The sequence below is a fragment of the Paraburkholderia guartelaensis genome (assembly GCF_004353905.1).
Classification (GTDB): domain Bacteria; phylum Pseudomonadota; class Gammaproteobacteria; order Burkholderiales; family Burkholderiaceae; genus Paraburkholderia; species Paraburkholderia guartelaensis.
Genome location: NZ_SMOD01000011.1, coordinates 141,427 through 163,950 on the forward strand (window position 1 = coordinate 141,427; position 22,524 = coordinate 163,950).

The window sequence follows — 22,524 nt, forward strand, 5'->3', positions numbered from 1 at the left end:
AGGACTGAAAAACCTTACAGTCACGTAAAGATTACCGATCGCTCACGCCATTTCGGTGTGCAGACTGTGGGATATTTCGGAACCCAAAATAACGCCGACACAAGGAAAAGGGCGCATGAAGCGCCCTGTCGTTATGTTTCGCGCGATACGTCGCTCGCGCTGTCCAATCCTATGCGCAGCCGTTAGCGGCGGGCCTTCCACGTTCTGAGCAAGAGCGCATTGGTCACGACGCTCACGCTGGAAAACGCCATGGCCGCGCCCGCGAGCATGGGGTTGAGCAGGCCGAAGGCGGCGAGCGGAATCCCGATCAGGTTGTAGATGAACGCCCAGAACAGGTTCTGCTGGATCTTGCGCCACGTGCGCCGCGAAATATCGATTGCGGCGGCAACGAGCGCCGGGTCGCCGCGCATGAGCGTGATGCCTGCCGCGTGCATGGCGACGTCGGTGCCCGTGGCCATGGCGATGCCGATGTCGGCGGCGGCGAGCGCCGGAGCGTCGTTGATGCCGTCGCCAGCCATCGCGACGATGCCGCCGCTCTTGATCTTGAGGTCGCGGATCGTGCGCGCCTTGTCGTCGGGCAGCACCTGCGCGTGCACTTCGCCGATGCCGAGCTGCGCAGCAACGGCCGCCGCGCTGCCCGCGTTGTCGCCGGTCACGAGCACGCTGCGGATGCCCATCGCCTTGAGGCTCGCAATGGCTTCGCGCGCCGTGGGCTTCACGGTGTCGCCGAAAGCGAGCAGGGCGAGCACGCCGCCGTGCGGCTCGAATAGCCACGACACCGTATTGCCCGCCTCTTCGAGTGAACGCGCACGGGCCGCGAGCGCGGGCGGCACGGCGAGCGCCAGTTCGTCGAGCCAGCGGCCGCTGCCGATTGCGAGGCGCCGGCCATTCACTTCGGCCTCCACGCCGCGCCCCGGCACCGCGCGCGCATGGGCGGCGACGGCCAAAGCGCCTGGCGCCTGGGCATTCGCTTGCGCTTTTGCCTGCACTTCATACGCCTGCACCACGGCTTTCGCGAGCGGGTGATCGCTTTGCCGCTGCACGGCGGCGGCGAGCGCGAGCGCCTCGCCGTGCTCGCGCCCCTCGGCCGTTTCGAACGCGGTGAGTGAGGGCTGGCCGAGCGTGAGCGTGCCGGTCTTGTCGAAGGCGACCACGCTCACGTTGTGGGCGGTCTCCAATGCTTCGGCGTCCTTGATGAGCACGCCATGGCGCGCGGCCACGCCGGTCCCGGCCATGATCGCGGCGGGCGTCGCGAGGCCGAGCGCGCACGGGCAGGCGATCACGAGCACGGCCACGGCGTTGAGGATCGCCGTTTCGGCGCTCGCGCCCGCGAACAGCCAGCCGCCCAGCGTGATGGCCGCGATCACGAGAATCGCCGGGACGAACACGGCGCTTACGCGGTCGACGAGACGCTGGATCGGCGCCTTCTCGGCCTGCGCGCTTTCCACGAGGCGAATGATGCGTGCAAGCGTGGTTTCCGCGCCGATGGCCGTGGTGCGCACGGCGATCGCGCCTTCACCGTTGATCGAGCCCGCCGTAACGGGATCGTCGGGCGCTTTCGGCACCGGCAGGCTTTCGCCCGTGATGAGCGATTCGTCGATGTGGCTGCGCCCTTCGAGCACGACGCCGTCCACGGGCAGGCGCTCGCCGGGGCGCACGACCACCACTGCGCCTACGCGAACCTGGGCGAGCGGGACTTCGCGCTCCTCTGCGTTGGCGCCGTTTGCGCCATCGACGCGGATACGCGCGCGATCGGGCCGCAGCGCGTTGAGGGCGCGGATCGCGTCGGTGGTCTGGCGCTTCGCGCGCGCTTCGAGCCATTTGCCGAAGCGCACGAGCGTGATGACGACCGCCGAGGCCTCGAAATACAGATGCGCCATATCGCCGGGGTGCGCGAGCATCGCATAGACGCTCACGCCATACGCGGCCGAGGTGCCGAGCGCGACCAGCAGATCCATGTTGCCCGCGCCGGCGCGCACGGCTTTCCACGCGGCGCGGTAGAAGCGCGCGCCGAACACGAACTGCACGACGCTCGCGAGCGCCAGCTGGACCGCGGCGGGCAGCATCCAGTCGAGGCCGAGCCAGTGGCCGAACATCGGCAGCACGAGCGGGGCCGTGAGTACGGCCGAAATCAGCACGGCGCGCCATTCGCGGCGCGCCTCGTCGCTGGCGGCGGCGCTTTTCGCCGGGGTGGTCGTGTCTTCATCGGCGGCGAGCGGCGTGGCTTCATAGCCGGCCTTCTTGACCGCGGCGACGAGCAGGTCCTGCAATTCGCCTGTGAGCGGCGAGCGCGTGTTGACGGTGGCCTGCTCGGTGGCGAGGTTCACGCTTACGCCAGCCACGCCGGGCACGCGCGCGAGCGCCTTTTCGACGCGGTTCGCGCACGACGCGCAAGTCATCCCGCCGATGGTGAACGTGGCGGCTTCGGTAGCGACGGGCATGGCTTCGTAGCCGGCCTTTTCGATCGCGGCGACGAGCGCCGCGGGCGCGACGCCGCTGCTGGCCTCGACGGTGGCCTTTTCGGTGGCGAGGTTGACCGAGGCGCGCGTGACGCCCGGCACTTTGGCGAGCGCCTTCTCGACGCGCATGGCGCAGGAGGCGCACGTCATGCCGTGGACCTCGAGTTCGGCCACGGCGGTATCGGTGCGTTCTGCAACGAGGGGTGCATTCATGATGGGGTGCGAGCACTGGCTGTCATCGATGTTACGCAGTATCTACGTTCCCATCATGGGAAGGTCAAGGGGCGTGACACTACGCCACTTTCGTTTCAGAGGGACGTCCTTGGAGCAAGCTCTCCGCCTGTAAGGCAATATTCCACGCCACAGTCTTTTCAGGCCCATGCGCGAGCGATACGATACCAACCGGCGGCATTGGCGCCTTGCCGCGCGCAGACTACGGCCCTGGGGGGGCCCGCGCGCGGAGTGGCCAGCCGGTCGACGTCACTTCATGGACCGCCCGCACCGAATACAACCAACAAATGACAACAATACATCGAGCATTCTCTACGTACCGTAGCTGCTCTGCGCTTGCCTGCCTTGCCCTGATTGCCGGATGCGCCTCGGCGCCGGGCGACGTTGCGCCGAAGAGCAACGGCTGGATGAAGGACGAAGTCTCCGACTCCTATGTGTTTGGCTATCCGCTCGTGCTGATGGACGTGGCGCGCGAAGCCGCCACTGGCAGCGGGCCTGGCCAGGCCGCGCCGAACACACTGCGCCACGCGCAGTCGCTGCCGCCCGTCGGGGCCTCGAGCCCGCCCGAACCCAATCTCGACACGCTGGCTTCCAGCGGCTGGCTCGATGTTTCGAGCGAGCCGGTGCTCGTCACGCTGCCCGACACGCACGGCCGCTACATGGATGCGCGCGCGCTCGACATGTGGACGAACGTCGTCTGGTCGACGGGCGCCGCGCAGACCGGTGAGCATGTCAGCGGTCTGAAAGCGCAAACGATTGCATTCGTGCCGGCCGGCTGGAAAGGCACGCTGCCCGCGCGCGTGAAGCGCGTCGACGTGTCGACGCGCTACGTCTGGTTCCTCGCGCGCATCCAGACGCGCGGCGGCGGCGACCTCGCTGCCGTAAGGCGGCTGCAGCACGGTCTGCAGGTCACGGCGCTTTCCGACTGGGACGAGCGCGGCGCGCACGGCAAAGCCGGCGCTCGCGGCGCACGCGGCAACGAGCCGATCGGCGCCACGCAGAGCGGCGATCCGGTGGCGCCGGGCACGCCGTCCGCGCAGGTCGCGGCGCTCGACGCGCACGGTTTCTTCGACCGGCTCGCCCTGGCGCTGGAAGACAACCCGCCCACGGCGGACGACGCGCATGCGCTCAAGATTCTCGGCGACATTGGCGTGCACCCGGGCGACCCGGCGCAGTTGCCTTCGGGCACGAAGGACGCCGCGGTCATCAAGGCGGGTCTCGCCGATGGCCGCACGCGCGCCGCGACGCCGCCGTCCAACCTGCTGGCGGGCAACGGCTGGCTCTGGGTAGGCGACGACGCGGGCAACTACGGCCCCGACTACTCGCTGCGCGCGTACGCGGCGTACACGTCGCCGGGTCTGCCGACGACCCGCGACGAAGTGCGCGCCCGCGTGAGCCAGGACAGCGACGGCCATGCGCTCAACGGCGCGAACCGCTACACGATCCACTTCGCGGCGAAGCAGTTGCCGCCGGTGCGCGGCTTCTGGTCGATCACGGCCTATACGACCGACGGCGCGCTCGATGCCGACGCGCCCGTGCGCGTGGCGTTCGGCGACCGCAGCGGCGCACGCCGCAACCGCGACGGCTCGCTCGACGTGCACGTGAGCGCCGAGCGCCCGCGCGGCGGCGCGAACTGGGTGCCGGCGCCGCATGGCGACTTCCGCCTCGTGATGCGCCTCTACGCCGCGAAGCCGCAAGCGACCGATGGCAGCTGGCAGCCGCCCGCCGTCGAGCGGCAGTAATCGCTGAACCGGGCTGAACCATACGTTGGCGGAACACTGTCCCGCCAACGCTTTTCTTGCGCCGCGTAAGCCCGCTCGCGCGCGACGCCCGGCTGCCTCGCCCGCATTTTCATGCACCGCGCAACGCGCGCGGCGCACATCACGCAATCGCCGGGCCATCGCTCTCCCGCTGTTACTTCTTGTTGCGCAATACCTGCGCAACGGGCGGCGTTTTCCCGCCGTCCGATCTTCTATCGGACCTATACTTCCGGCTGTCGGCATCCCCGGATTTCCGACATCAGACCCACATCCCGCGGCGGGCCTGTTGCCGCCTCATCCGCAAGCAAGCATGGCAAGCCTCAACAAAGCGTCGCTCAACTCCTCCTTGCAATCGGTGCGCGCGGTCGCGCGTGCGCCCCGCACCCGGCGCATCCTCACGGGCGTCGTCATCTTTCTGATTGTGTTCGGTCTGGTCGGCTTCTTTGCCGCGCCGCCGATCATTCGCCATGTTGCCGAGCAGCAGTTGAGCAAGCAGCTCGACCGGCCCGTCACGATCGGCCGCATCGCGCTCAATCCGTACACGCTGCGTCTCGAAGCGGATCGCGTGCATATCGGCGAGCGCGGCGGCAACGGCGACTTCTTCGATGTCTCGCGCGCCGTCGTGCAGGCGTCGTGGTCGTCGATCTTTCGCGCGGCGCCCATCGTGGACGAACTGCGGCTCGACTCGCCGCGCGCCACGATCGTGCGGCTCGACGCGCAGCACTTCAACTTCTCGGACCTCATCGAGAAGTTCTCGACGCCCTCGAAACCCGGCAGCAAGCCCACGCAGTTTTCGGTTTCAAACATCCGCATCGAGAACGGCCAGATCACCTTCGACGATCGCCTGCTCAACGAAAAGCACGTGATCGACCGCTGGTCGCTCGGCATTCCGTTCATCGCCACGCTGCCTTCGAAGACCGATATCTTCGTTCAGCCGATGCTGCGCGCACGTATCGACGGGGCGAGCACGCTCGCCATCGATGGCAGGACCAAGCCGTTTTCCGCGACACGCGAGTCGGAAGTCGAACTGCGCCTGACCGATCTCGACGTGCCGAAGCTTCTCACCTACGCGCCCACGAAGCTGCCCGTCACGGTGAAGAGCGGCAAGCTCTCGACCAACCTCAAGCTCGATTTCGTGATGTCGGGCGAGAAGCCCACGCTGCGCGTGACGGGCACGACCGACCTGAACGACTTCGACTCGACCGACAACGCCAATGCGCCGTTCTTCGGCGCGCGCAGTCTGCACGTGGCGGCGGCCTCGCTCGAACCGTTCAGCAACGTCTATCGTTTCGACGACATCCATCTCGACGCGCCCACCGTGTGGGTCGCGCGTGACAAGCAAGGCGTGCTGAGCGTCGAGAAGCTGATGGGCGCGCCGGCCGCGAACGAGGCCGCAAGCAAGGCCGCGAGCGCCGCGCCGGCCTCGGGTGCATCGGGTGCCCAGAGCGCGCAGGCGGCGCCCGAAGAAGCGAAGCCCGCGCCGCTCGATGTCTCGATCCGCCAGTTCGCGCTCACGGACGGCACGGTGCACATCGCGGACGATCTCCCCGCTAAGCCGGTGAATGTCGAACTCACGCAGCTTTCCACCACGCTTGCGAACTTCTCGACGACCGCCAAAGCGGGCGCGCCGTTCACATTTGCGACGAACGCGAACGACGGCGGCACGGTCAAGGCCTCGGGTACGGTCAGCCTCGCGGGCAAGAACGCCGAAGCCAACATCGCGCTCGAGCGCTTGAGTCTGCAGCGGGCGCAACCGTATATCGACAACGTTAGCCGCGCACAAGTCCTCGACGGCAGGCTCAATCTCACGTCCACGCTCAAGGCCGACTGGGCGCAGCAGCCTGCCGCCGTGCAAATCGGGCAAAGCACACTAGGCCTCGAATCGCTCAAGCTTGCGGAGCCTGGCGCGACGACGCCTTCCATCACCCTCGCCCAGGGGACGGTGCAGGTGAGCGGTATCGACCTCAACGCGCGCAAGGCCCAAATCGCCTCGGTGGATGTGACCGGTCTCGTGGTGGACGCCGAGCGCAGGAAGGACGGCAAGATCGGCCTGGCGGAGCTTGCCTCCACGCAACAACAGGCGATGCCCGAGCGCACGGCGATTCGCGCGGCGCAGAAGTCGGTGCAGGAGGGCCCGGCCTGGCGCTACACGATCGACGCTTTCACGCTGAACAACGGCACGATCAACGTCACGGATAACTCGACGCCGCGCCCGGTGAAGCTAGCCATCACGCCGCTCGATCTGAAGATCCAGCAGATCAGCGACGACCTGAGGCACCCGCTGCCGATCGACCTGAAGGCGACCGTCAACCGTAAGGGCACACTCGCGCTGAGCGGCAAGATCAATCCGACGCCGCTCACGGCGCAGCTGAAGATCGACGCGAACCGGCTCGACGCCGCCGCGTTCGAGCCTTACTTCGGCAATCAGCTCAACGCGGTGATCGCAAGCGCGCTGCTCAACATGAGCGGGCAGCTAACGGTTGAACAGGGCAAGGCGCTCAAGGCGAACTATCGCGGCGACGCGGCGCTCGTCGACGTACGCATGCTCGACAAGGCCACGTCCGGCCCGTTCGCGGGCTGGCGCTCGCTCGCGCTCACGAATCTGAAGGCGAACTACGACGACGCGCGCGGCACCGACGTGGACGCGAGCCGCGTGACCTTCGCCGGCTTCTATGGCCGCGTGCTGCTCGACGCGCAAGGCAAGCTCAACCTCAAGGACGTGGTCGCGCATCAAACCGGCGCGGCGCAGTCGCTCACGCAGGACAAGAGCGGCAAGCCAGGCGAGCGCGAGCCGGTGCCGCTCACGCCGCAGGCGGCGAGCGCGCCCGTGCAGACGGCTTCCGCACCCGCGCCGGCTTCCGCGCCAGCAACGGTCGTGGCCGCGCAGCCGCCGAAGAACCCTGTGCGCCTGCACTTCGGCGAGCTCGTGCTGCAGGACGGCCGCGTGAACTACACCGACAACTTCATCAAGCCGAACTACACCGCCGATCTCGTGCAGATCCACGGCACGGTGGGCGCGTTCGGCACGCAGTCGACGACGCCCGCGCCGGTGGACGTTTCCGCGAAGCTCGCGGCGAACGGACCGCTCTCGATCAAGGGCACGGTGAACCCGCTCATCGACAAGCCGTCGCTCGACCTCACGGCGAGCGCGCACGATATCGAGCTCACGAACCTCACGCCGTATTCGGCGAAGTACGCGGGGTACCCGATCACGAAGGGCAAGCTCAACGTCGATCTGCATTACCAGCTCGCGAACGACCAGCTCACGGCAAACAACCATATCTTCATCGACCAGCTCACGTTCGGCGATCACATCGACAACGACACGGCCACCAAGCTGCCGGTGCGTCTCGCGATCTCGCTGCTCAAGAACCGCAAGGGTGAGATCGACGTGAACATTCCGGTGTCGGGCTCGCTCTCGAACCCCGAGTTCAGCATCGGCGGCCTGATCTGGAAGGCGGTGCTCAACCTCATCGCGAAGGCGGTGACCGCGCCGTTCACGCTGCTCGCCAATGCATTCGGGGGCGGCGGCGAAGACCTGGGCTACGTCGAATTCGCGGCCGGCACGGCAACGCTCACCGATGCCGACCAGAAGAAGCTCGACACGATCGTGAAGGCGCTCGACGACAAGCCTTCGATCAAGATCGATCTGATCGGCCGCGTCGATCCGGCCGTGGACACGCCCGCGTTGCGCGAGCGGTACGTGGATCGCCTCGTGCGGCTCCAGAAGGTGAAGGACACGGTGGGTAACGGCGAGAGCGTCGATACCTCGCAGGTCAAGGTGGACGACAAGGAGTACGAGAAGTACCTCACCAAGGCCTATAAGGATGCCGACTTCAAGAAGCCGCACAACATGATCGGCTTGACGAAGACGCTGCCCGTGGACGACATGAAGCAGGCGCTGGCCGACCACGCACCCGTCGACGACGCCACCTTGCGCAACCTCGCTCAGGATCGTGCGCAAGCGGTGCAGCAGTACTTCGAAGGCAAGGTCGATCCGAGCCGCGTGTTCATCGTGGCGCCGAAGCTGGACGCCAAAGGCATCGATGACAAGGGCGCGACGACGCGGGTCGATTTCGGGCTGAAGTAAGCGGTGGTTTTGTGATTCGATGCAGCGGCGCGTTTCGGTCTAACCGGCGCGCCGCAGCTTTTTCGGGCTCGCGAACGCGTGTTCCTCGATGACCTGCGCGAGCGTCGCAAAGGCCGGCTCGATTTCCTCGTGCGGCACGCACGCATAACCCGTTAGCAATCCTTTGCGATCCTGGCGCACGCTGTAGTAGGCCGCGAGGGGGCGCACGATCACGTCCGCGTCGTAGGCGGCCGCGGCGACTGCGCGATCATCGGTGTGAGAGGGCAGGCCGAGCACGAAGTGCAGACCCGCTTCGTCGCCCATAACGGGCAGTGCGTCGCCGAAGTGGCGCGTGACCGCGTCGATCAGCAACTGGCGCCGCTCGCCGTAGAGCGTGCGCATGCGGCGCACGTGCGAAGTGAGATAGCCGTCCATGATGAATTCGGCGAGCACGGCCTGCTGCATGAGCTGGCCTTCACGATACAGTTCTGCCACGCCCGTGCGGAACGTGGCCGCGAGCCGCTCGGGCACGACCATGTAGCCGATGCGCAGGCCCGGAAACAGCAGCTTGCCAAGGCTGCCCACGTAGATCACGCGGTCCGACTCGTCGAGACCCTGCAGCGAGGCAAGCGGCCGGCTGCCGTAGCGGAACTCACTGTCGTAGTCGTCCTCGATGATCCACACCTTGTGCTGGCGCGCGTATTCGAGCAGCGTACGGCGCCGTGCGAGGCTCATCACCATGCCGAGCGGGTATTGATGTGAAGGCGTGACGAGCGCGATGCGCGGCGGGTCGCGCAAGTCTTGCTCACGCGGATTGAGCCCTTCGTCGTCGACGGGAATGGGCGCGAGCTTCAACCCCGAGGACTGCAAAACACTGCGCGCGCCCCAGTAGCACGGTTCTTCCACCCAGGCGCGGTCGCCCACGTCGGCGAGCAGGCGCACGGCGAGATCGATCGACTGGTGAATGCCGGTCGTGATGATGATCTGGTCCGGCGTGCAGCGCACCGAGCGCGCCACGCGCAGGTAGTCCGAAAGCGCCCGCCGCAGCGGCCGATAACCGCCGCCGGGAGCGTAGGTAAGCAAACCATGATTGGCCGATTTCCACAGCCTGGCCTGCAAGCGGCTCCACGTGCGCGCCGGAAACTCGGCCACATCGGGGACGCCCGGCATGAAGGCGCCCCACTGCTTGGCGGACACGCCCGCTTCGTCGATGAGCCGTTGGCCGCGCATCGACATGTCGCCGCGCGGGGAGGCGACGCTTGCGTCGTCGTCGTCCTCATCGGCGGGCGCGGCGGCCGGCGTTGCCGTGCTCACGGCGGCCGAGTCGGGGCGCGTGTCGGCGACATAGGTGCCGCTGCCCGTGGTCGAGATCACGTAGCCTTCGGCGCTCAGCTGGTCGTAGACGTGCAGCACGGTGTTGCGCGCCACGCCGAGGTCGACCGCGAGCGTACGGGAGCTAGGCAGCTTGGTGCCGGGCGCGAGCCGGCCCGTCAGGATGGCCTGCTGCATGAGCTGCAGCAGCTGACGGTAGGCGGGCTCAGCGCTTTCCTTGTCGAGTTGCGCCGCGAGCCATTCGGACAGGATGACCATGGCCAAGTGGTTCCATCGATAATAATGAAATGGCTCCATTGAATAGAGCCGGGACCATCTATAGTAATTCGCACGTCAGGTTCGGTTAATGCCTGTGACGTATTTATTTAATCGCGTCAGAAGGCCGGCCGGAAAAAAGAGCAAGCAAAGGAGACAGGGCGAATGAAGACCTCGGATGTGATCGTCAGTTTTCGCGGCGTGCGCAAGACCTACGACGGCGAAACGTTGGTCGTCAAACAACTTGACCTTGATATCTACCAAGGAGAGTTTCTGACGCTGCTCGGGCCGTCCGGCTCTGGCAAGACCACCTGCCTGATGATGCTCGCGGGCTTCGAGTTTCCCACCGGCGGTGAGATCCGCCTCGAAGGCAAGCTGCTCAACAACGTGCCGCCGCACAAGCGCGACATCGGCATGGTGTTCCAGAACTACGCGCTCTTCCCGCATCTCACGGTTGAACAGAACGTGGCCTATCCGCTGGGCGTGCGCAAGGTGCCGACCGCCGAGCGTGCGCAGCGTGTGAACGACGCGCTCAAGATGGTGCGCATGGAAGGTTTCGCCAAGCGCTATCCCGCGCAGCTCTCGGGCGGCCAGCAGCAGCGCATCGCGCTCGCCCGCGCGCTCGTGTTCCAGCCCAAGCTCGTGCTGATGGACGAACCGCTCGGCGCGCTCGACAAGCAGTTGCGCGAACATATGCAGTACGAACTGAAATCGCTGCACGAGAAGCTCGGCGTCACGTTCGTCTACGTCACGCACGATCAGGGCGAGGCGCTCACGATGTCGGACCGCGTGGCCGTGTTCGACAAGGGCATCGTGCAGCAGCTCGATAGCGTGGACCGGCTCTACGAGTCGCCGTGCAACGAGTTCGTGGCGAACTTCATCGGCGACAGCAACCGGCTGCGCGGCACCATTGCCGCGGTGGATGGCGAGTACTGCGAAATGCATCTCGCCGACGGCACGCGCCTGAAGGGCCGCAATGTGGCGGGTGCGCAAGCGGGTGCTTCAGCCATCGCCTGCATTCGCCCCGAGCGCATGAAGCTCGCGAACGGATCGAACGGCAACGGCGCGAACGCGCTGGCGGGCGAAGCGCGCGGCCTCATCTATTTCGGCGACCACGTGCGCATGCGCTGTGGCTTGCACCAGCAGGACGAGTGCTTCGTGAAGGTGCCGCTCGGCACCGAGGCGCTCGACGGCTTCGCGCCCGGTCAGCCGGTCGCACTCGAATTCGCGCCTGAGCATCTGCGCGTGTTCGCTTGAGGCGTGCGGGCGCGGCGCGCAATCGCGCGCGCCGTTGCCTCGCGAAGCAGGCGTCTCGACGATCGGGCCACGTTTCTCGCATCGAAGGGCCCGGCAAGACAAACCACCAAGGAGAAGGGACTCAACCATGAAGCAGATCGGCAACATGCGCGTTGCAGCGGTCGCGGCCGCGCTCGCACTCTCGTTCGGCGTGGCGAATGCCGCGGAACTGACCGTCGTGAACTTTGGCGGCGCCAATGGCAATGCGCAGAAGGCGGCGTTCAACGAGCCGTTCCAGTCGCAGACGGGCAACAAGATCACCGCTGTCGAGTACAACGGCGAGCAGGCCAAGGTGAAGGCCATGGTCGACGCGAAGCACGTGGACTGGGACGTGGTGGAAGTCGAAACCGGCGACATCGCGCGCGGCTGCGACGAAGGTCTCTATGAGAAGCTCGACTGGGCCAAGCTCGGCAACAAGGGCGACTTCATGAAGGCTGCGCAGCAGCCCTGCGGCGCAGGCTTCTTCGTGTGGTCCACGGCGCTCGCCTATAACGCGGACAAGCTCAAGACCGCGCCCACCAGCTGGGCCGACTTCTGGGACGTGAAGAAATTCCCGGGCAAGCGCGGCATGCGCAAGGGCGCTCAGTACAACCTGGAATTCGCACTGATGGCCGACGGCGTGCCGCCGCAGGACGTCTACAAGGTGCTCTCGACCAAGGCCGGCCAGGACCGCGCGTTCAAGAAACTCGATGAGCTGAAGCCGAACATCCAATGGTGGGAGGCAGGCGCGCAGCCGCCGCAGTTCCTGGTCGCGGGCGACGTGGTGATGTCCACGGCGTACAACGGCCGTATCGACGCCGCGCAGCGCGAAGGCAAGAACCTCAAGGTGGTCTGGAACGGCAGCATCTACGACCTCGACTACTGGGCGATCCCGAAGGGCGCGCCGAACAAGGCGCTGGCCGAGCAGTACATCGCCTATACGCTTTCGCCGAAGCCGCAGCAGGCGTACGCGCAGCATATCGCGTACGGCCCGGTGAACGCGAATGCGATCAAGGCGCTCGACGCGACGACGCTCGGCAATCTGCCGAACTCGCCGGCCAACGGCAAGAACGCGGTGCAGCAGAACCTCACGTTCTGGACCGACCATGGCGACGAGCTGGAACAGCGCTTCGCTTCGTGGGCCGCGAAGTAAGGGTGATGTAGTGACGCTCCGGCGCGATGCGCCGGAGCGGTTTGGCTGCATGGTTGGAGACCGGATGTGACCACAATGACGACCGTGACGAATGTTGCCGGCGCGGCACGCGAAGAGTCCGCGCGCCTGAAGCGAGAACTGCGCGTTGCGCAAGCGAAGAAGCGCACGATGGCGCTCATGCTGATCGCGCCGCTCGCGATCTTTCTGCTGCTGATTTTCGTGGTGCCGATCGCCGCGCTGCTCACACGCGCGGTGCAGAACCCCGAAGTGGCGACGGCGCTGCCGCATACCATCACGGCGCTGCGCGACTGGGACCGCAAGAGCGCGCCGCCCGACGCGGCCTACGCGGCGCTCGCGCAAGACCTGACGGTCGTGCAGGACGGCGATGCGATGGGCGCGCTGGCGCGCCGCCTGAACGTGGAAATCGCGGGCTTTCGCTCGCTGGTGGCAAAGACGGCGCGCGCCATGCCGCTCGCCGACGACGACGGCAAACCGCTTACGCTCACGCCCGCGCAAACGCGCGCCAAAATCGTCGAACTCGACGACCGCTGGGGCGACGTCGCCTACTGGCAGGCGATCGCGAAGAACAGCTCGCGCTATTCTCCGTTCTACCTGCTCGCCTCGCTGGACCATCGGCAGGATGCGTTCGGCCGCATCGTGGCCGCCGATCCTGAGCAGCAGATCTATCTCGACGTGTTCGCGCGCACCTTCGTCATCAGCGTGTTCGTGACAGTGTTCGCGTTACTGCTCGGCTATCCGCTCGCCTACTGGATCTCCACGCTCTCCGAGCGCCGCGCGAATCTCGTGATGATTCTCGTGCTGATTCCGTTCTGGACATCGATTCTCGTGCGCGTGGCCGCGTGGATCGTGATTCTCCAGGGCGAGGGTCTCGTCAACAAGGCGCTGCTGGGCACGGGCCTCATTTCGCAGCCCTTGACGCTGCTGTTCAACCGCGTGGGCGTCTACATTTCGATGACGCACATCCTGCTGCCGTTCATGGTGCTGCCGCTCTACAGCGTGATGAAGTCGATTCCGCCGACTTACCAGCGCGCGGCCGTGTCGCTCGGCAGCCATCCGTTCGCGGCCTTCTGGCGCGTGTATGTGCCGCAGACGTACCCCGGCGTGGGCGCGGGCGTGCTGCTCGTGTTCATTCTCTCGATCGGCTACTACATCACGCCGGCGCTGCTCGGCGGCCCGGGCGACCAGATGGTCAGCTACTACGTGGCGTACTTCACCAACGTGTCGATCAACTGGGGCATGGCCTGCGCGCTCGGCGCGCTGCTGCTCGGGGCGACAACGGTGCTCTATTTCGTCTACGGGCGCTTCACGCGCACGCAACTGAGCCTCGGCTGAGGAAGGCGCAACCATGAAATTCGCCAAACCGCTTTTTGCGCCGCATACGTCAGCCGTCGAACGCGTGTGGTACTTCGCGTTGCGCGCGCTCGTCGTGCTCACGCTGCTGTATCTGATCCTGCCCGTGCTCGCGATCGTGCCGCTGTCGTTTTCGTCGAGCACGTTCCTGGTCTACCCGATTCCGGGCTGGTCGCTGCGCTGGTATGAAAACCTCGTGATGTCCGACGAGTGGCGCATGGCCGCGAAAAACAGCTTCATCGTTGGCCCCGCCGCCACGGTCGTGGCGACCGTCCTCGGCACGCTCGCGGCCATTGGCATCACAAAGGCCGATTTCCGCGGCAAGTCGCTGCTCATGGCCGTGCTCATCTCGCCGATGATCGTGCCCGTGGTGGTGGTGGGCGTGGGCATGTATCTGTTCTTCGCGCCGCTCGGCCTCGCCAATACGTATCTTGGCCTGATCCTCGCGCACGCGTCGCTGGGCGTGCCGTTCGTCGTGACCACGGTGGCGGCCACGCTGCAGGGCTTCAATCACAATCTCGTGCGCGCGAGCCTTTCTCTCGGGGCGAATCCGGTCACGACGTTCTTCCGCATCACGCTGCCTGTCATCGCACCGGGCGTGATTTCGGGCGCGCTGTTCGCGTTCGCAACGTCGTTCGACGAAGTCGTGGTGACACTCTTCCTCGCGGGCGCCGACCAGACCACCTTGCCGCGCCAGATGTTCACGGGTATCCGCGAGAACATCAGCCCGACGATCGCGGCGCTCGCCACGATCCTGATCGTGTTCTCCACGTGTCTGCTGCTCGCGCTCGAATGGCTGCGCGGCAGGAATGCAGCGCGCGCCGTGAAGGCGTGATCGCGTGAGATGTCGATGAAAAAAGGCAGCGCTGTGGCGCTGCCTTTTTTACTTCTGCGCACTACGCCTGCAGCAGCGGCGGCACACGCCGCTTGACCCACGGCGTGGCCTGATCGTACGCGTGGGCGAGTTGCAGCACCGAGAGATCCGCCTGCGGCTTGCCGATCACTTGCAGCCCCATCGGCAGTCCCTGCGCATTGAAGCCCGCGGGCACGCTGATGACAGGCAGCCCCGCGAGACTGCCGCCGATCACGACTTCCATCCAGCGGTGATAGGTATCCATCGTGCGGCCCGCGATCGACTTCGGCCAATGCTCGCTCGCGTCGAACGGGAAGAGTTGGGCGCTGGGCAGCACGAGGTAGTCGTAACGCTCGAAAAGCGCGAGCAGCGCGTTGTACCACTGGCTGCGCGTGACCGAGGCGTTCCATACGTCTTCGCCCGAGAGCTTCAAGCCGCCCTCGACTTCCCATTGCGCTTCCGGCTTGAGCAGCGCGCGCTTTTCCGGGTCGCGATAGAGCGCGCCCAGCGTGCCCGCGCACGAGAAATGGCGCAGCGTGACCCACGTTTGCCATACGCGCTCCATGGCGAAGTCGGGGCGTGCGGCTTCGACCTTGCAGCCCAACGATTCGAAGTCCTTGAGCGCCGTTTCGCAAAGTGCGAGCACACCTTCTTCCATCGGCAGGTAGCCGCCGTAGTCGCCCAGCCAACCGATGCGCGTGCAACCAAAGTCGCGCTCGAGCGGGCCCGCGAACTGAGCGGGATCTTCGGCAATGGAAAGTGGCGCCCGCGAGTCGTAGCCCGCCTGGGTGGCAAGGAGCATTGCGAGGTCGGGTACAGTGCGGGCCATCGGTCCCGCGTAGCCGAGCTGGTGGAAGAACAGTTCGTGCGCCGGCACGGAGGGCACGCGGCCCTGCGACGGACGAAAGCCGAACACGTTGTTCCAGCCGGCGGGATTGCGCAGCGACCCCATCATGTCGCTGCCGTCCGCCACGGGCAGCATGCGCAGCGCCAGCGCCACGGCCGTGCCGCCGCTGCTGCCGCCCGCGCTACGTGTGGGGTCGTAAGCGTTGAGCGTGGTGCCGAAGACCGTGTTGTAGGTGTTCGAGCCAAGGCCGAATTCCGGCGTGTTCGTCTTGCCGATGAAAATCGCGCCCTGTGCGCGCATGCGCGCGGCCATCAGGGAATCCGCTGCGGGCACTTCGTTGCGGAACAACGGCGAGCCTTGCGTGTACGGGATGCCAGCCGTGGGCGTGAGATCCTTCGGCGCTTGCGGCATGCCGTGCATCCAGCCCAGGTACTCGCCTCGCGCGAGCTGGGCGTCGCGTTCGCCCGCCTCGGCGAGCAGCGTGGCTCTCTCGCGTAGCGAGACAATGGCGTTGGCCGGCGTATTCACGCGCTCGATATGGTCGAGAAACGCCGTCATGACTTCGCGGCAGGACACCTTACGCAGGCGTATCCATTCCGAAAGCTCAAGCGCGTCGGCCGCGACGAGATCGTTGGGGGACGGTTTTGCGGGGGACAGCGATGCCTGGTTCATACGTGTCTCTCGTTTGCGGATGGAGCAGGGGGAGGGTCATTGTCGCGCAGGCGCGGCGCACGCGGAAGGAAACGAATGGTTGCCGCCGCGGGCTGCTGGTTGCCGCGTGGGGCGGCCAGGTCACTGTACGGGGGCGCTCGGCGCCGATGTGACGTTGCCTTGCGCAGTTGGCTCCGTGCCTGGGAGTGGGGCGCCGCCTAGGGCTTGGTAGAGCGCTGCGGTGTCGGTTAGCCGATCCGCATGAACGCGCGAGCGGTCGAGCATTGTCTGGAGTGCCTGGCGTTGCGCGTCAATCAGCGAAAATTCGCTTACGCCGCCCGCGTTGTAGCGCGTTTGTGCGATCGCTGCGTTGGCCTGCGCCTCGCGAGCGGCGTCGTCGCGCGCCTGCAGTTCGGTCGCATCGTTCTGGAGGGCCTGGAGCGAGTCGGCGACCTGCTGCAGCGCTTGCAGAACTGTCTGACGATAGTCGGCGAAAGCGGCTTCATAGGCGGCCTCAGATGCGCGTTTCTTCGCGCGCAATTCGCCGCCATGGAACAGCGGCTGTGTGAGGCCGAGTCCGACGTTCCAGATGTTCAGCCCGCTGATGACGTCTTCGATACGCGTGCGCTCCGACCCGATACTCGCCGAGAGCGAGATCTGCGGATAGAGATTCGCCGTCGCCACGCCCACGTTCGCGCTGGCCTGGTGCAGCAGCGCCTCGGCGGCGCGGATATCGGGACGCTCGCGGGCCAGCGTGGAAGGCACAGTGAGCGAAACCGTATTGGGCAGATGCAGTGCATCGAGCGAAAGGGCATCGAGCGGCGCGGCAAACTGCGAAGGCGCGATACCCAGCAGGGTTGCGAGCTGATGCTCCGCGGCCTCGCGCTGCGTTTCGAGCGGCGGCAGCGAGGCGCGCGTTTGCGCGAGCAGGGTGCGCTGGCTGCGCACGTCGATCTCCGCCACGCCGCCGGCAGCCAGGCGGGCTTGCATGATCGCGAGCTGGCGTGCCTGCGTCTGCGCGAGTTGCGTGGTGAGGTCGATCTGGCGTTGCAGCGACGCGCGGCGGATGGCGGTGGACACCACGTTGGCGGCCACCGAAAGTCGCGCGGCCTCCATTTCGTACGCCTGATAATCGACCTGTGCGAGCGTGGACTCCAGCGCGCGACGGTTCGCGCCGAACAGGTCGAATACGTACGAGACGCTGACCGAAGCGTTGTAAAGCGTGAACGGCGGCGGGTTCGGCACCTGTGTAATGCCGAAAGCGGCGAGATCGACCTTCTGGCGCGTGCCGGAAAGTTTCAGATCGACAGAGGGAAAGTTCGTCGCGCCTGCCTGCGCGTTGTAGTTTTCGCGTGCTTCTACGAGCTTGGCGCGCGCCGAGTCGAGCGTGGGGCTCGCGCGCAAGGCCTGATCGACGAGTTCGTTCAACTGCGCACTGCCAAACTGTGTCCACCAATCGTTTGGAGCGTGCTCTGCTGCCGTGAAGGTCTGCGCATCGCCGCCGGGGCCGGTGGCGCTGGCGGTAGTCGCCAGCACGGGCTCGCGCGTCCAGCCCGTGGCATCGGGCGCGGCGGGCGGGTGGAAATCGGGGCCCACTTTGCAGCCCGCGAGCATGAGCACAAGCAGGAAGGCAACGGTGGCGTCGCGCGTCATGGTCGTGTGCCTCGCGCTAGTCGAGCGTGCGCCGGTAAAAGCGCACGGCGATCGCCATGATCGCGACCGTAAACACGGCCAGTGGCCAGACCGCGGGCCACAGGTCGGTCCAGCCGTTGCCCTTGAGCAGGATGCCGCGCACGAGCCGGTTGAAATACGTGAGCGGCAGCAGGTTGCCGAGCCACTGCGCCCAGCGCGGCATGCCGCCGAACGGGAACATGAAACCGGAGAGCAGCAGGCTTGGCAGGAAATAGAACATCGTCAGCTGCATGGCCTGCAACTGGTTTTGCGCGAGCGACGACAGCGTGATGCCCACCGTGAGATTCGCGGCGATGAACAGCAGCGCCGAAAGATAGAGCGTGACGAGACCGCCCGCGAACGGCACGTGAAAGACGTAGCGCGCGGCGAGCACGATGATCGTCGCCTGAATCAGCCCGATCGCCACGTACGGAATGATCTTGCCCGTCATCACCTCGATGGGCAGCACAGGCGTCGCGAGCAGGTTCTCCATCGTGCCGCGCTCGCGCTCGCGCGTGATGGCGAGGCCCGTCATCATCACCATCGTCATGGTGAGGATCACGCCCATGAGGCCAGGCACGACGTTGTATTGCGTGATGCCCTCGGGGTTGTAGAGCCGGTGCACCTGCACGTCGAACGCGGCGGGCGTGCCGTTCAAGTGTGCGAGCGGGCCCGTGAGGTCCTTCGCGGCCACGGGCCCGACAAGCCCGGGCAGCGCCGCGAGCGCGGTGGTGATGGCCGTGGGGTCGCTTGCGTCGGCTTCGACGAGCAGCGAAGGGCGCTCGCCGCGCAGCAGGCGCCGCGAGAAATCAACAGGAATGCTGAGTACGAACTGCACCGTGCCGCGCGCGAGCGCACGACGCGCCGAGGCTTCGTCGGGCAGCGTTTCGATCACGTCGAAATAGGCGGAATTACGCATGCCCGCAACGAAGCTGCGCGCGAACACGCTGTCTTCGCCCACGACGATGGCCGTGGGCAGATGCTTGGGGTCGGTGTTGATCGCATAGCCGAACAGCGTGAGCTGGATGATCGGCAGGCCAACGATCATCGCGAACGTGATGCGGTCGCGCTTGAGTTGCAGGAACTCCTTGAGCACGATGCTCCACCAGCGCGCCACGGAAAACGGGAACGACACGCTCACGACGTGACTCCGTAATTGTCCTGAGCATGGCTCATCAGGTAGATGAAGACATCTTCGAGACCGGTGTCGATGCGTTCCGCGCGCAGCGGCTGGCCTTGCACGGCGCGCTCGACCGCTTTGGCGAGCGCCGCGTGATCGCGTCCGCTCGCGTGCAGCGCGGAGCCGAACACCACCGTCTGGTCGATGCCCGGCGCTTCGCGCAACTGCGCGGCGAGTGCGCTGAGCCGATCGCCATGAATCGCCCACGTTTCGAGGTTCTGTTCGGCGATGACCTCGGCGGCGGTGCCTTGCGTGAGCAGCTTGCCGTAGGCGATATAGGCGAGCTTGTGGCAGCGCTCGGCTTCGTCCATGTAATGCGTGCTCACGAGCACCGAAATGCCCCGTGCGGCGAGCCGGTGCAACTCCTCCCAGAAGTCGCGGCGCGCAGTGGGATCGACGCCCGCAGTCGGTTCGTCGAGCAGCAGCAATTCGGGCTCGTGCAGCATGCAGGCCGCGAGCGCGAGCCGCTGCTTCCAGCCGCCCGAAAGCGCACCCGTGAGCTGGCTCGCGCGACTTGCAAGCCCGAGCGATTCGAGCGCGCGGTCGACGGCTTCGCGGCGGTTCGCCATCTGGTAGATGCGCGCGACGAAGTCGAGGTTCTCGCGGATCGTCAGGTCTTCCCAGTACGAGAAACGCTGCGTCATGTAGCCCACGTGACGCTTGATTTGCGCGCTCTCGCGCAGGATGTCGTAGCCAAGGCAAGTGCCCGATCCGGAGTCGGGCGTGAGCAGCCCGCACATGAGCCGGATCGACGTGGTTTTGCCGCTGCCGTTCGGGCCGAGAAAGCCGAAGATCTCGCCGCGCGCCACACGCAGCGTCACGTCGTTCACGACATGCTTGCTACCGAAGTGCTTGTTGAGGTTGCGCACGTCGATGGCGTAGTCGCCGGCAGATCGATCAGGTGTGCTCATTGCAGCGTCACCTCGACCGGCTGGCCCGGATGCAGCTTCACGGCATCTTGTGCGGAAGGGCGCGCCTCGATCAGGAAAACAAGCTTCGCGCGGTTCTCGTTGCTGTAGATGACAGGCGGCGTATATTCGGCGGCGTTCGAGATCCACGTGATGGTGGCGGGAACCAGGGCGGCGCAGCCGTCGCAGCGCACGTTGACCTTGCGGCCGGGCGCGAGCGATCCGACTATCGTTTCCGGCACGAAGAAGCGCACCTTCACGTTCTGCGGCGGCAACATCTGCACGACGGGGTTGCCCGCCTGCACCCACTCGCCCACACGAAACAGCGTGTCATAGACGAGGCCGCCGCTCGGCACGCTTACGCGCTTCTGGTCGAGCCGCCACTGGGCTTGCGCGAGCGAGGCGCGCGCCGCTTCGACGTCGGCGGCCTGGGCGGCGATTTGCGCGGTACGTCCCGGCAGATTCGCCACGCGCACCTGGTTTTGCAGCTCGCGCACCTGGGCAGCCGTGGAGGCGGCCTGCGCGCGCGAGTCGTCGAGCTGCGCCTGCGCAATGCCGCCTGCGCGAAGCTGCGTTTCGTCGCGCGTGAGCTGGAGCGCGGCCTTGCGCGCGTTCGCTTCGGCCTGCGCGAGTTGCGCCTCGGTCACGCGTACTTCGGGCGGACGCTTGCCGGTCTGGAGGTCGGCGAGCTGCTGCTGTGAGGCGGTCAGCCGATGCTGCGCCTCGTCGCGCGCGGCCGCTTCCTCGACGGAGTCGAGCGCGAAGGCGGGCGCATTGGCGGCCACGGTTTGCCCACGCTGCACTTCGAGGTGCGTAAGCGTGCCCGACTGCGACGACGCGAGATAGACGTACTCGCCTTCTGCATAGCCCTGCCAGCCAGCCGGTCCATGCCGCGAACATGCGGCGAGCACGAGCACCGCGGCGCACATGATGGCAATGCCGCGCTTCATGACGCGTCCCCCTTGCGGCTCGTCGTTCGGCCCGTCGCTCGCTGTACTCGCTTGTCCTGAGGCGCGGGCCGCAGGGCGGCGCTCAACAGCGCGCTCACATGCCGATGCAGCGCCTCGCGCTCGATCTGCGGAAAGCCGGGCGAACTTTGCCAGATCTTCGAGGTGGCAAGCGGCAACATGACGAGCGCGAGAATCGAGATGAAGAGCAGCGGCGCTTCCAGTTCCGCGTTGACGCTGCCATCGCGCTGCGCCTCGCTGACGCGTGCGGCAAAACGCTGCAACTGCGCGATGGGTAGCCGCTTGAGCATGCGTTCGCGCAGCAGGCCACCTTCATTGACGATTTCGCGCAGCCAGAGCGGCGGCAGCCAGGGCATGCGCGAGGTGACATCGAAGAGCCGCGCGACCAATTCCTCTACGAGCGCATGAGGATCTTGCGCGAGATCACCTTCAGCGCTATCCACGCTCTCCCAGACGAAAGCAATTGAGCGTGCGATGCGCTCCTCTACCACGGCGTCGAGCAGCTTTTCGCGGTTCGTGAAGTAGTAGTGAACCATGGCGGACGTTACGCCCGCGGCCTCGGCGATCTGCGCCATGGTGGTGGCCGCGATGCCCTGCTCCCCGAACAGTTGCGTGGCGCTGGCGAGCAGCCGCTCGCGCATGTCGAGTTCGGCGGCGGCGGGGCGCCGGCCGCGCGGGCGGGGCGCAGCAGCAGCGGTGCGGGTGCGCGTGATCATCGCTCTACTTTAATTCACGCGTTAGTTAAATTCAAACTACGCACGCGGTGGGTTAACCCTGCGACATTCTTGAGAGTCGTTTCAGAACTTTCCTATACAAAAATGGTGGCACGTCGTTCAGGCTGTGAGATTCACGCTGAAGGGTCAAACAAATCACTCCGCCATGGAACAAAAAATGAAACGCATCGTTGTCATCGACGACCATCCGATCGTGCTGAAGATGCTCGCCAACGTGCTGAATACGGAGTACGAACTGGTGGGAGAGTGCAGCGACGGCGAAGAGGGCCTTCGCCTCGTACAGGAATTGCATCCCGATCTGGTGATTCTCGACCTCGAGTTGCCGAAGCTCGACGGCCTTTCCGTCATCCGCGGCATTCGCGCGAAGCAGCCCGGTGCGCGCATTCTCGTGCTCTCTACGAAACCTGAATTGGTCATGGCCAATCACACGCGCGTCGCGGGCGCGAACGGCTACGTCAACAAGAATCGCGGTGTGGAGGAACTGTGCGGCGTGGTCAAGACGGTATTGCTCGGCTACGACTGCTTTCCTGCGGGCAGTTGCGGCGGCGGGCGCGACGTGGCGCTCAACGGGCTGTCGCCTCGCGAAGTCGAAGTCCTGCAGTATCTCGCGCGCGGGATGAGCAACAAGGGCATCGCGGCGCGGCTCGGGCTGTCAGATAAAACTGTCAGCACCTATAAGACCCGCGTGCTGGACAAGCTCGGCGTGTCGTCGCTTGCGGCGCTCATCGAGTTTGCTACGTTGAACAAACTGATCGAATAGCGCTACCCAAAGCGCAGTCGAAAAAAAAGCCCGACTCGCGTCGGGCT

Annotated in this window: 15 protein-coding genes; 7 read left to right on the forward strand and 8 right to left on the reverse strand. The window is 66.0% G+C overall.

Features of this window, described 5'->3' with window-relative positions:
* Positions 1–182: 182 nt before the first annotated feature.
* Positions 183–2,672, reverse strand: coding sequence for a heavy metal translocating P-type ATPase (locus tag E1N52_RS16595; protein ID WP_133183838.1), 2,490 nt, complete (start codon positions 2,670–2,672; stop codon positions 183–185).
* Between the two features lie 305 nt (positions 2,673–2,977).
* Here E1N52_RS16595 and E1N52_RS16600 point away from each other — a divergent pair, with 305 nt between their 5' ends.
* Complete coding sequence (locus E1N52_RS16600) at positions 2,978–4,432, forward strand: DUF1254 domain-containing protein (RefSeq protein WP_133183839.1); 1,455 nt, start codon at positions 2,978–2,980, stop codon at positions 4,430–4,432.
* Between the two features lie 328 nt (positions 4,433–4,760).
* Complete coding sequence (locus tag E1N52_RS16605; RefSeq protein ID WP_133183840.1) at positions 4,761–8,540, forward strand: DUF748 domain-containing protein; 3,780 nt, start codon at positions 4,761–4,763, stop codon at positions 8,538–8,540.
* Between the two features lie 39 nt (positions 8,541–8,579).
* On the opposite strand, the gene pdxR is transcribed toward E1N52_RS16605, so the two are convergent.
* Complete coding sequence (pdxR, locus tag E1N52_RS16610) at positions 8,580–10,115, reverse strand: MocR-like pyridoxine biosynthesis transcription factor PdxR (protein WP_133183841.1); 1,536 nt, start codon at positions 10,113–10,115, stop codon at positions 8,580–8,582.
* A gap of 156 nt (positions 10,116–10,271) precedes the next feature.
* Here pdxR and E1N52_RS16615 point away from each other — a divergent pair, with 156 nt between their 5' ends.
* The 4 genes from E1N52_RS16615 (at position 10,272) to E1N52_RS16630 (ending at position 14,740) form a co-directional block, all read left to right on the forward strand.
* Positions 10,272–11,363 (forward strand): ABC transporter ATP-binding protein, encoded by a 1,092-nt coding sequence (locus E1N52_RS16615; RefSeq protein WP_133183842.1) that lies wholly within the window; start codon positions 10,272–10,274, stop codon positions 11,361–11,363.
* Positions 11,364–11,490: 127 nt separating this feature from the next.
* Complete coding sequence (locus E1N52_RS16620; RefSeq protein ID WP_133183843.1) at positions 11,491–12,534, forward strand: ABC transporter substrate-binding protein; 1,044 nt, start codon at positions 11,491–11,493, stop codon at positions 12,532–12,534.
* 75 nt (positions 12,535–12,609) lie between these two features.
* Positions 12,610–13,887, forward strand: coding sequence for an ABC transporter permease (locus tag E1N52_RS16625; protein WP_133183924.1), 1,278 nt, complete (start codon positions 12,610–12,612; stop codon positions 13,885–13,887).
* 13 nt (positions 13,888–13,900) lie between these two features.
* Entirely contained in the window at positions 13,901–14,740 is an 840-nt protein-coding gene (locus E1N52_RS16630) for an ABC transporter permease (RefSeq protein ID WP_133183844.1), read from the forward strand.
* A 61-nt stretch (positions 14,741–14,801) separates the two neighbouring features.
* Here the strand turns inward: E1N52_RS16630 and E1N52_RS16635 are convergent, their stop codons facing one another.
* From E1N52_RS16635 to E1N52_RS16660, 6 genes are all read right to left on the reverse strand, one after another.
* Positions 14,802–16,277, reverse strand: coding sequence for an amidase (locus tag E1N52_RS16635; protein ID WP_133183845.1), 1,476 nt, complete (start codon positions 16,275–16,277; stop codon positions 14,802–14,804).
* Between the two features lie 120 nt (positions 16,278–16,397).
* Positions 16,398–17,909, reverse strand: coding sequence for an efflux transporter outer membrane subunit (locus E1N52_RS16640; RefSeq protein ID WP_133183846.1), 1,512 nt, complete (start codon positions 17,907–17,909; stop codon positions 16,398–16,400).
* A gap of 16 nt (positions 17,910–17,925) precedes the next feature.
* On the reverse strand, positions 17,926–19,062 hold the full coding sequence (locus tag E1N52_RS16645; RefSeq protein WP_133183925.1) for an ABC transporter permease: 1,137 nt from the start codon (positions 19,060–19,062) through the stop codon (positions 17,926–17,928).
* A 2-nt stretch (positions 19,063–19,064) separates the two neighbouring features.
* On the reverse strand, positions 19,065–20,018 hold the full coding sequence (locus E1N52_RS16650) for an ABC transporter ATP-binding protein (RefSeq protein ID WP_133183847.1): 954 nt from the start codon (positions 20,016–20,018) through the stop codon (positions 19,065–19,067).
* Positions 20,015–20,965 (reverse strand): HlyD family secretion protein, encoded by a 951-nt coding sequence (locus E1N52_RS16655; RefSeq protein ID WP_133183848.1) that lies wholly within the window; start codon positions 20,963–20,965, stop codon positions 20,015–20,017. The genes E1N52_RS16650 and E1N52_RS16655 overlap by 4 nt, the downstream gene beginning before the upstream one ends.
* Positions 20,962–21,699 (reverse strand): TetR/AcrR family transcriptional regulator, encoded by a 738-nt coding sequence (locus E1N52_RS16660; RefSeq protein ID WP_246089091.1) that lies wholly within the window; start codon positions 21,697–21,699, stop codon positions 20,962–20,964. Before E1N52_RS16660 ends, E1N52_RS16655 begins: the two co-directional genes overlap by 4 nt.
* A gap of 175 nt (positions 21,700–21,874) precedes the next feature.
* Between E1N52_RS16660 and E1N52_RS16665 the strand changes: the two genes are divergently transcribed.
* Positions 21,875–22,477, forward strand: a complete 603-nt coding sequence (locus E1N52_RS16665) for a response regulator transcription factor (RefSeq protein WP_133183849.1) — start codon at positions 21,875–21,877, stop codon at positions 22,475–22,477.
* The last annotated feature ends 47 nt before the right edge of the window (positions 22,478–22,524 follow it).

Coding starts and splice junctions, on each gene's coding strand:
- E1N52_RS16605 (WP_133183840.1), top strand. CDS start 4,761: ATGGCAAGCCTCAACAAAGCGTCGCTCAACTCCTCCTTGCAATCGGTG.
- E1N52_RS16620 (WP_133183843.1), top strand. CDS start 11,491: ATGAAGCAGATCGGCAACATGCGCGTTGCAGCGGTCGCGGCCGCGCTC.
- E1N52_RS16600 (WP_133183839.1), top strand. CDS start 2,978: ATGACAACAATACATCGAGCATTCTCTACGTACCGTAGCTGCTCTGCG.
- E1N52_RS16630 (WP_133183844.1), top strand. CDS start 13,901: ATGAAATTCGCCAAACCGCTTTTTGCGCCGCATACGTCAGCCGTCGAA.
- E1N52_RS16655 (WP_133183848.1), bottom strand. CDS start 20,965: ATGAAGCGCGGCATTGCCATCATGTGCGCCGCGGTGCTCGTGCTCGCC.
- E1N52_RS16595 (WP_133183838.1), bottom strand. CDS start 2,672: ATGAATGCACCCCTCGTTGCAGAACGCACCGATACCGCCGTGGCCGAA.
- E1N52_RS16625 (WP_133183924.1), top strand. CDS start 12,610: ATGACGACCGTGACGAATGTTGCCGGCGCGGCACGCGAAGAGTCCGCG.
- E1N52_RS16660 (WP_246089091.1), bottom strand. CDS start 21,699: ATGATCACGCGCACCCGCACCGCTGCTGCTGCGCCCCGCCCGCGCGGC.
- E1N52_RS16615 (WP_133183842.1), top strand. CDS start 10,272: ATGAAGACCTCGGATGTGATCGTCAGTTTTCGCGGCGTGCGCAAGACC.
- E1N52_RS16640 (WP_133183846.1), bottom strand. CDS start 17,909: ATGACGCGCGACGCCACCGTTGCCTTCCTGCTTGTGCTCATGCTCGCG.
- E1N52_RS16635 (WP_133183845.1), bottom strand. CDS start 16,277: ATGAACCAGGCATCGCTGTCCCCCGCAAAACCGTCCCCCAACGATCTC.
- E1N52_RS16650 (WP_133183847.1), bottom strand. CDS start 20,018: ATGAGCACACCTGATCGATCTGCCGGCGACTACGCCATCGACGTGCGC.
- E1N52_RS16665 (WP_133183849.1), top strand. CDS start 21,875: ATGAAACGCATCGTTGTCATCGACGACCATCCGATCGTGCTGAAGATG.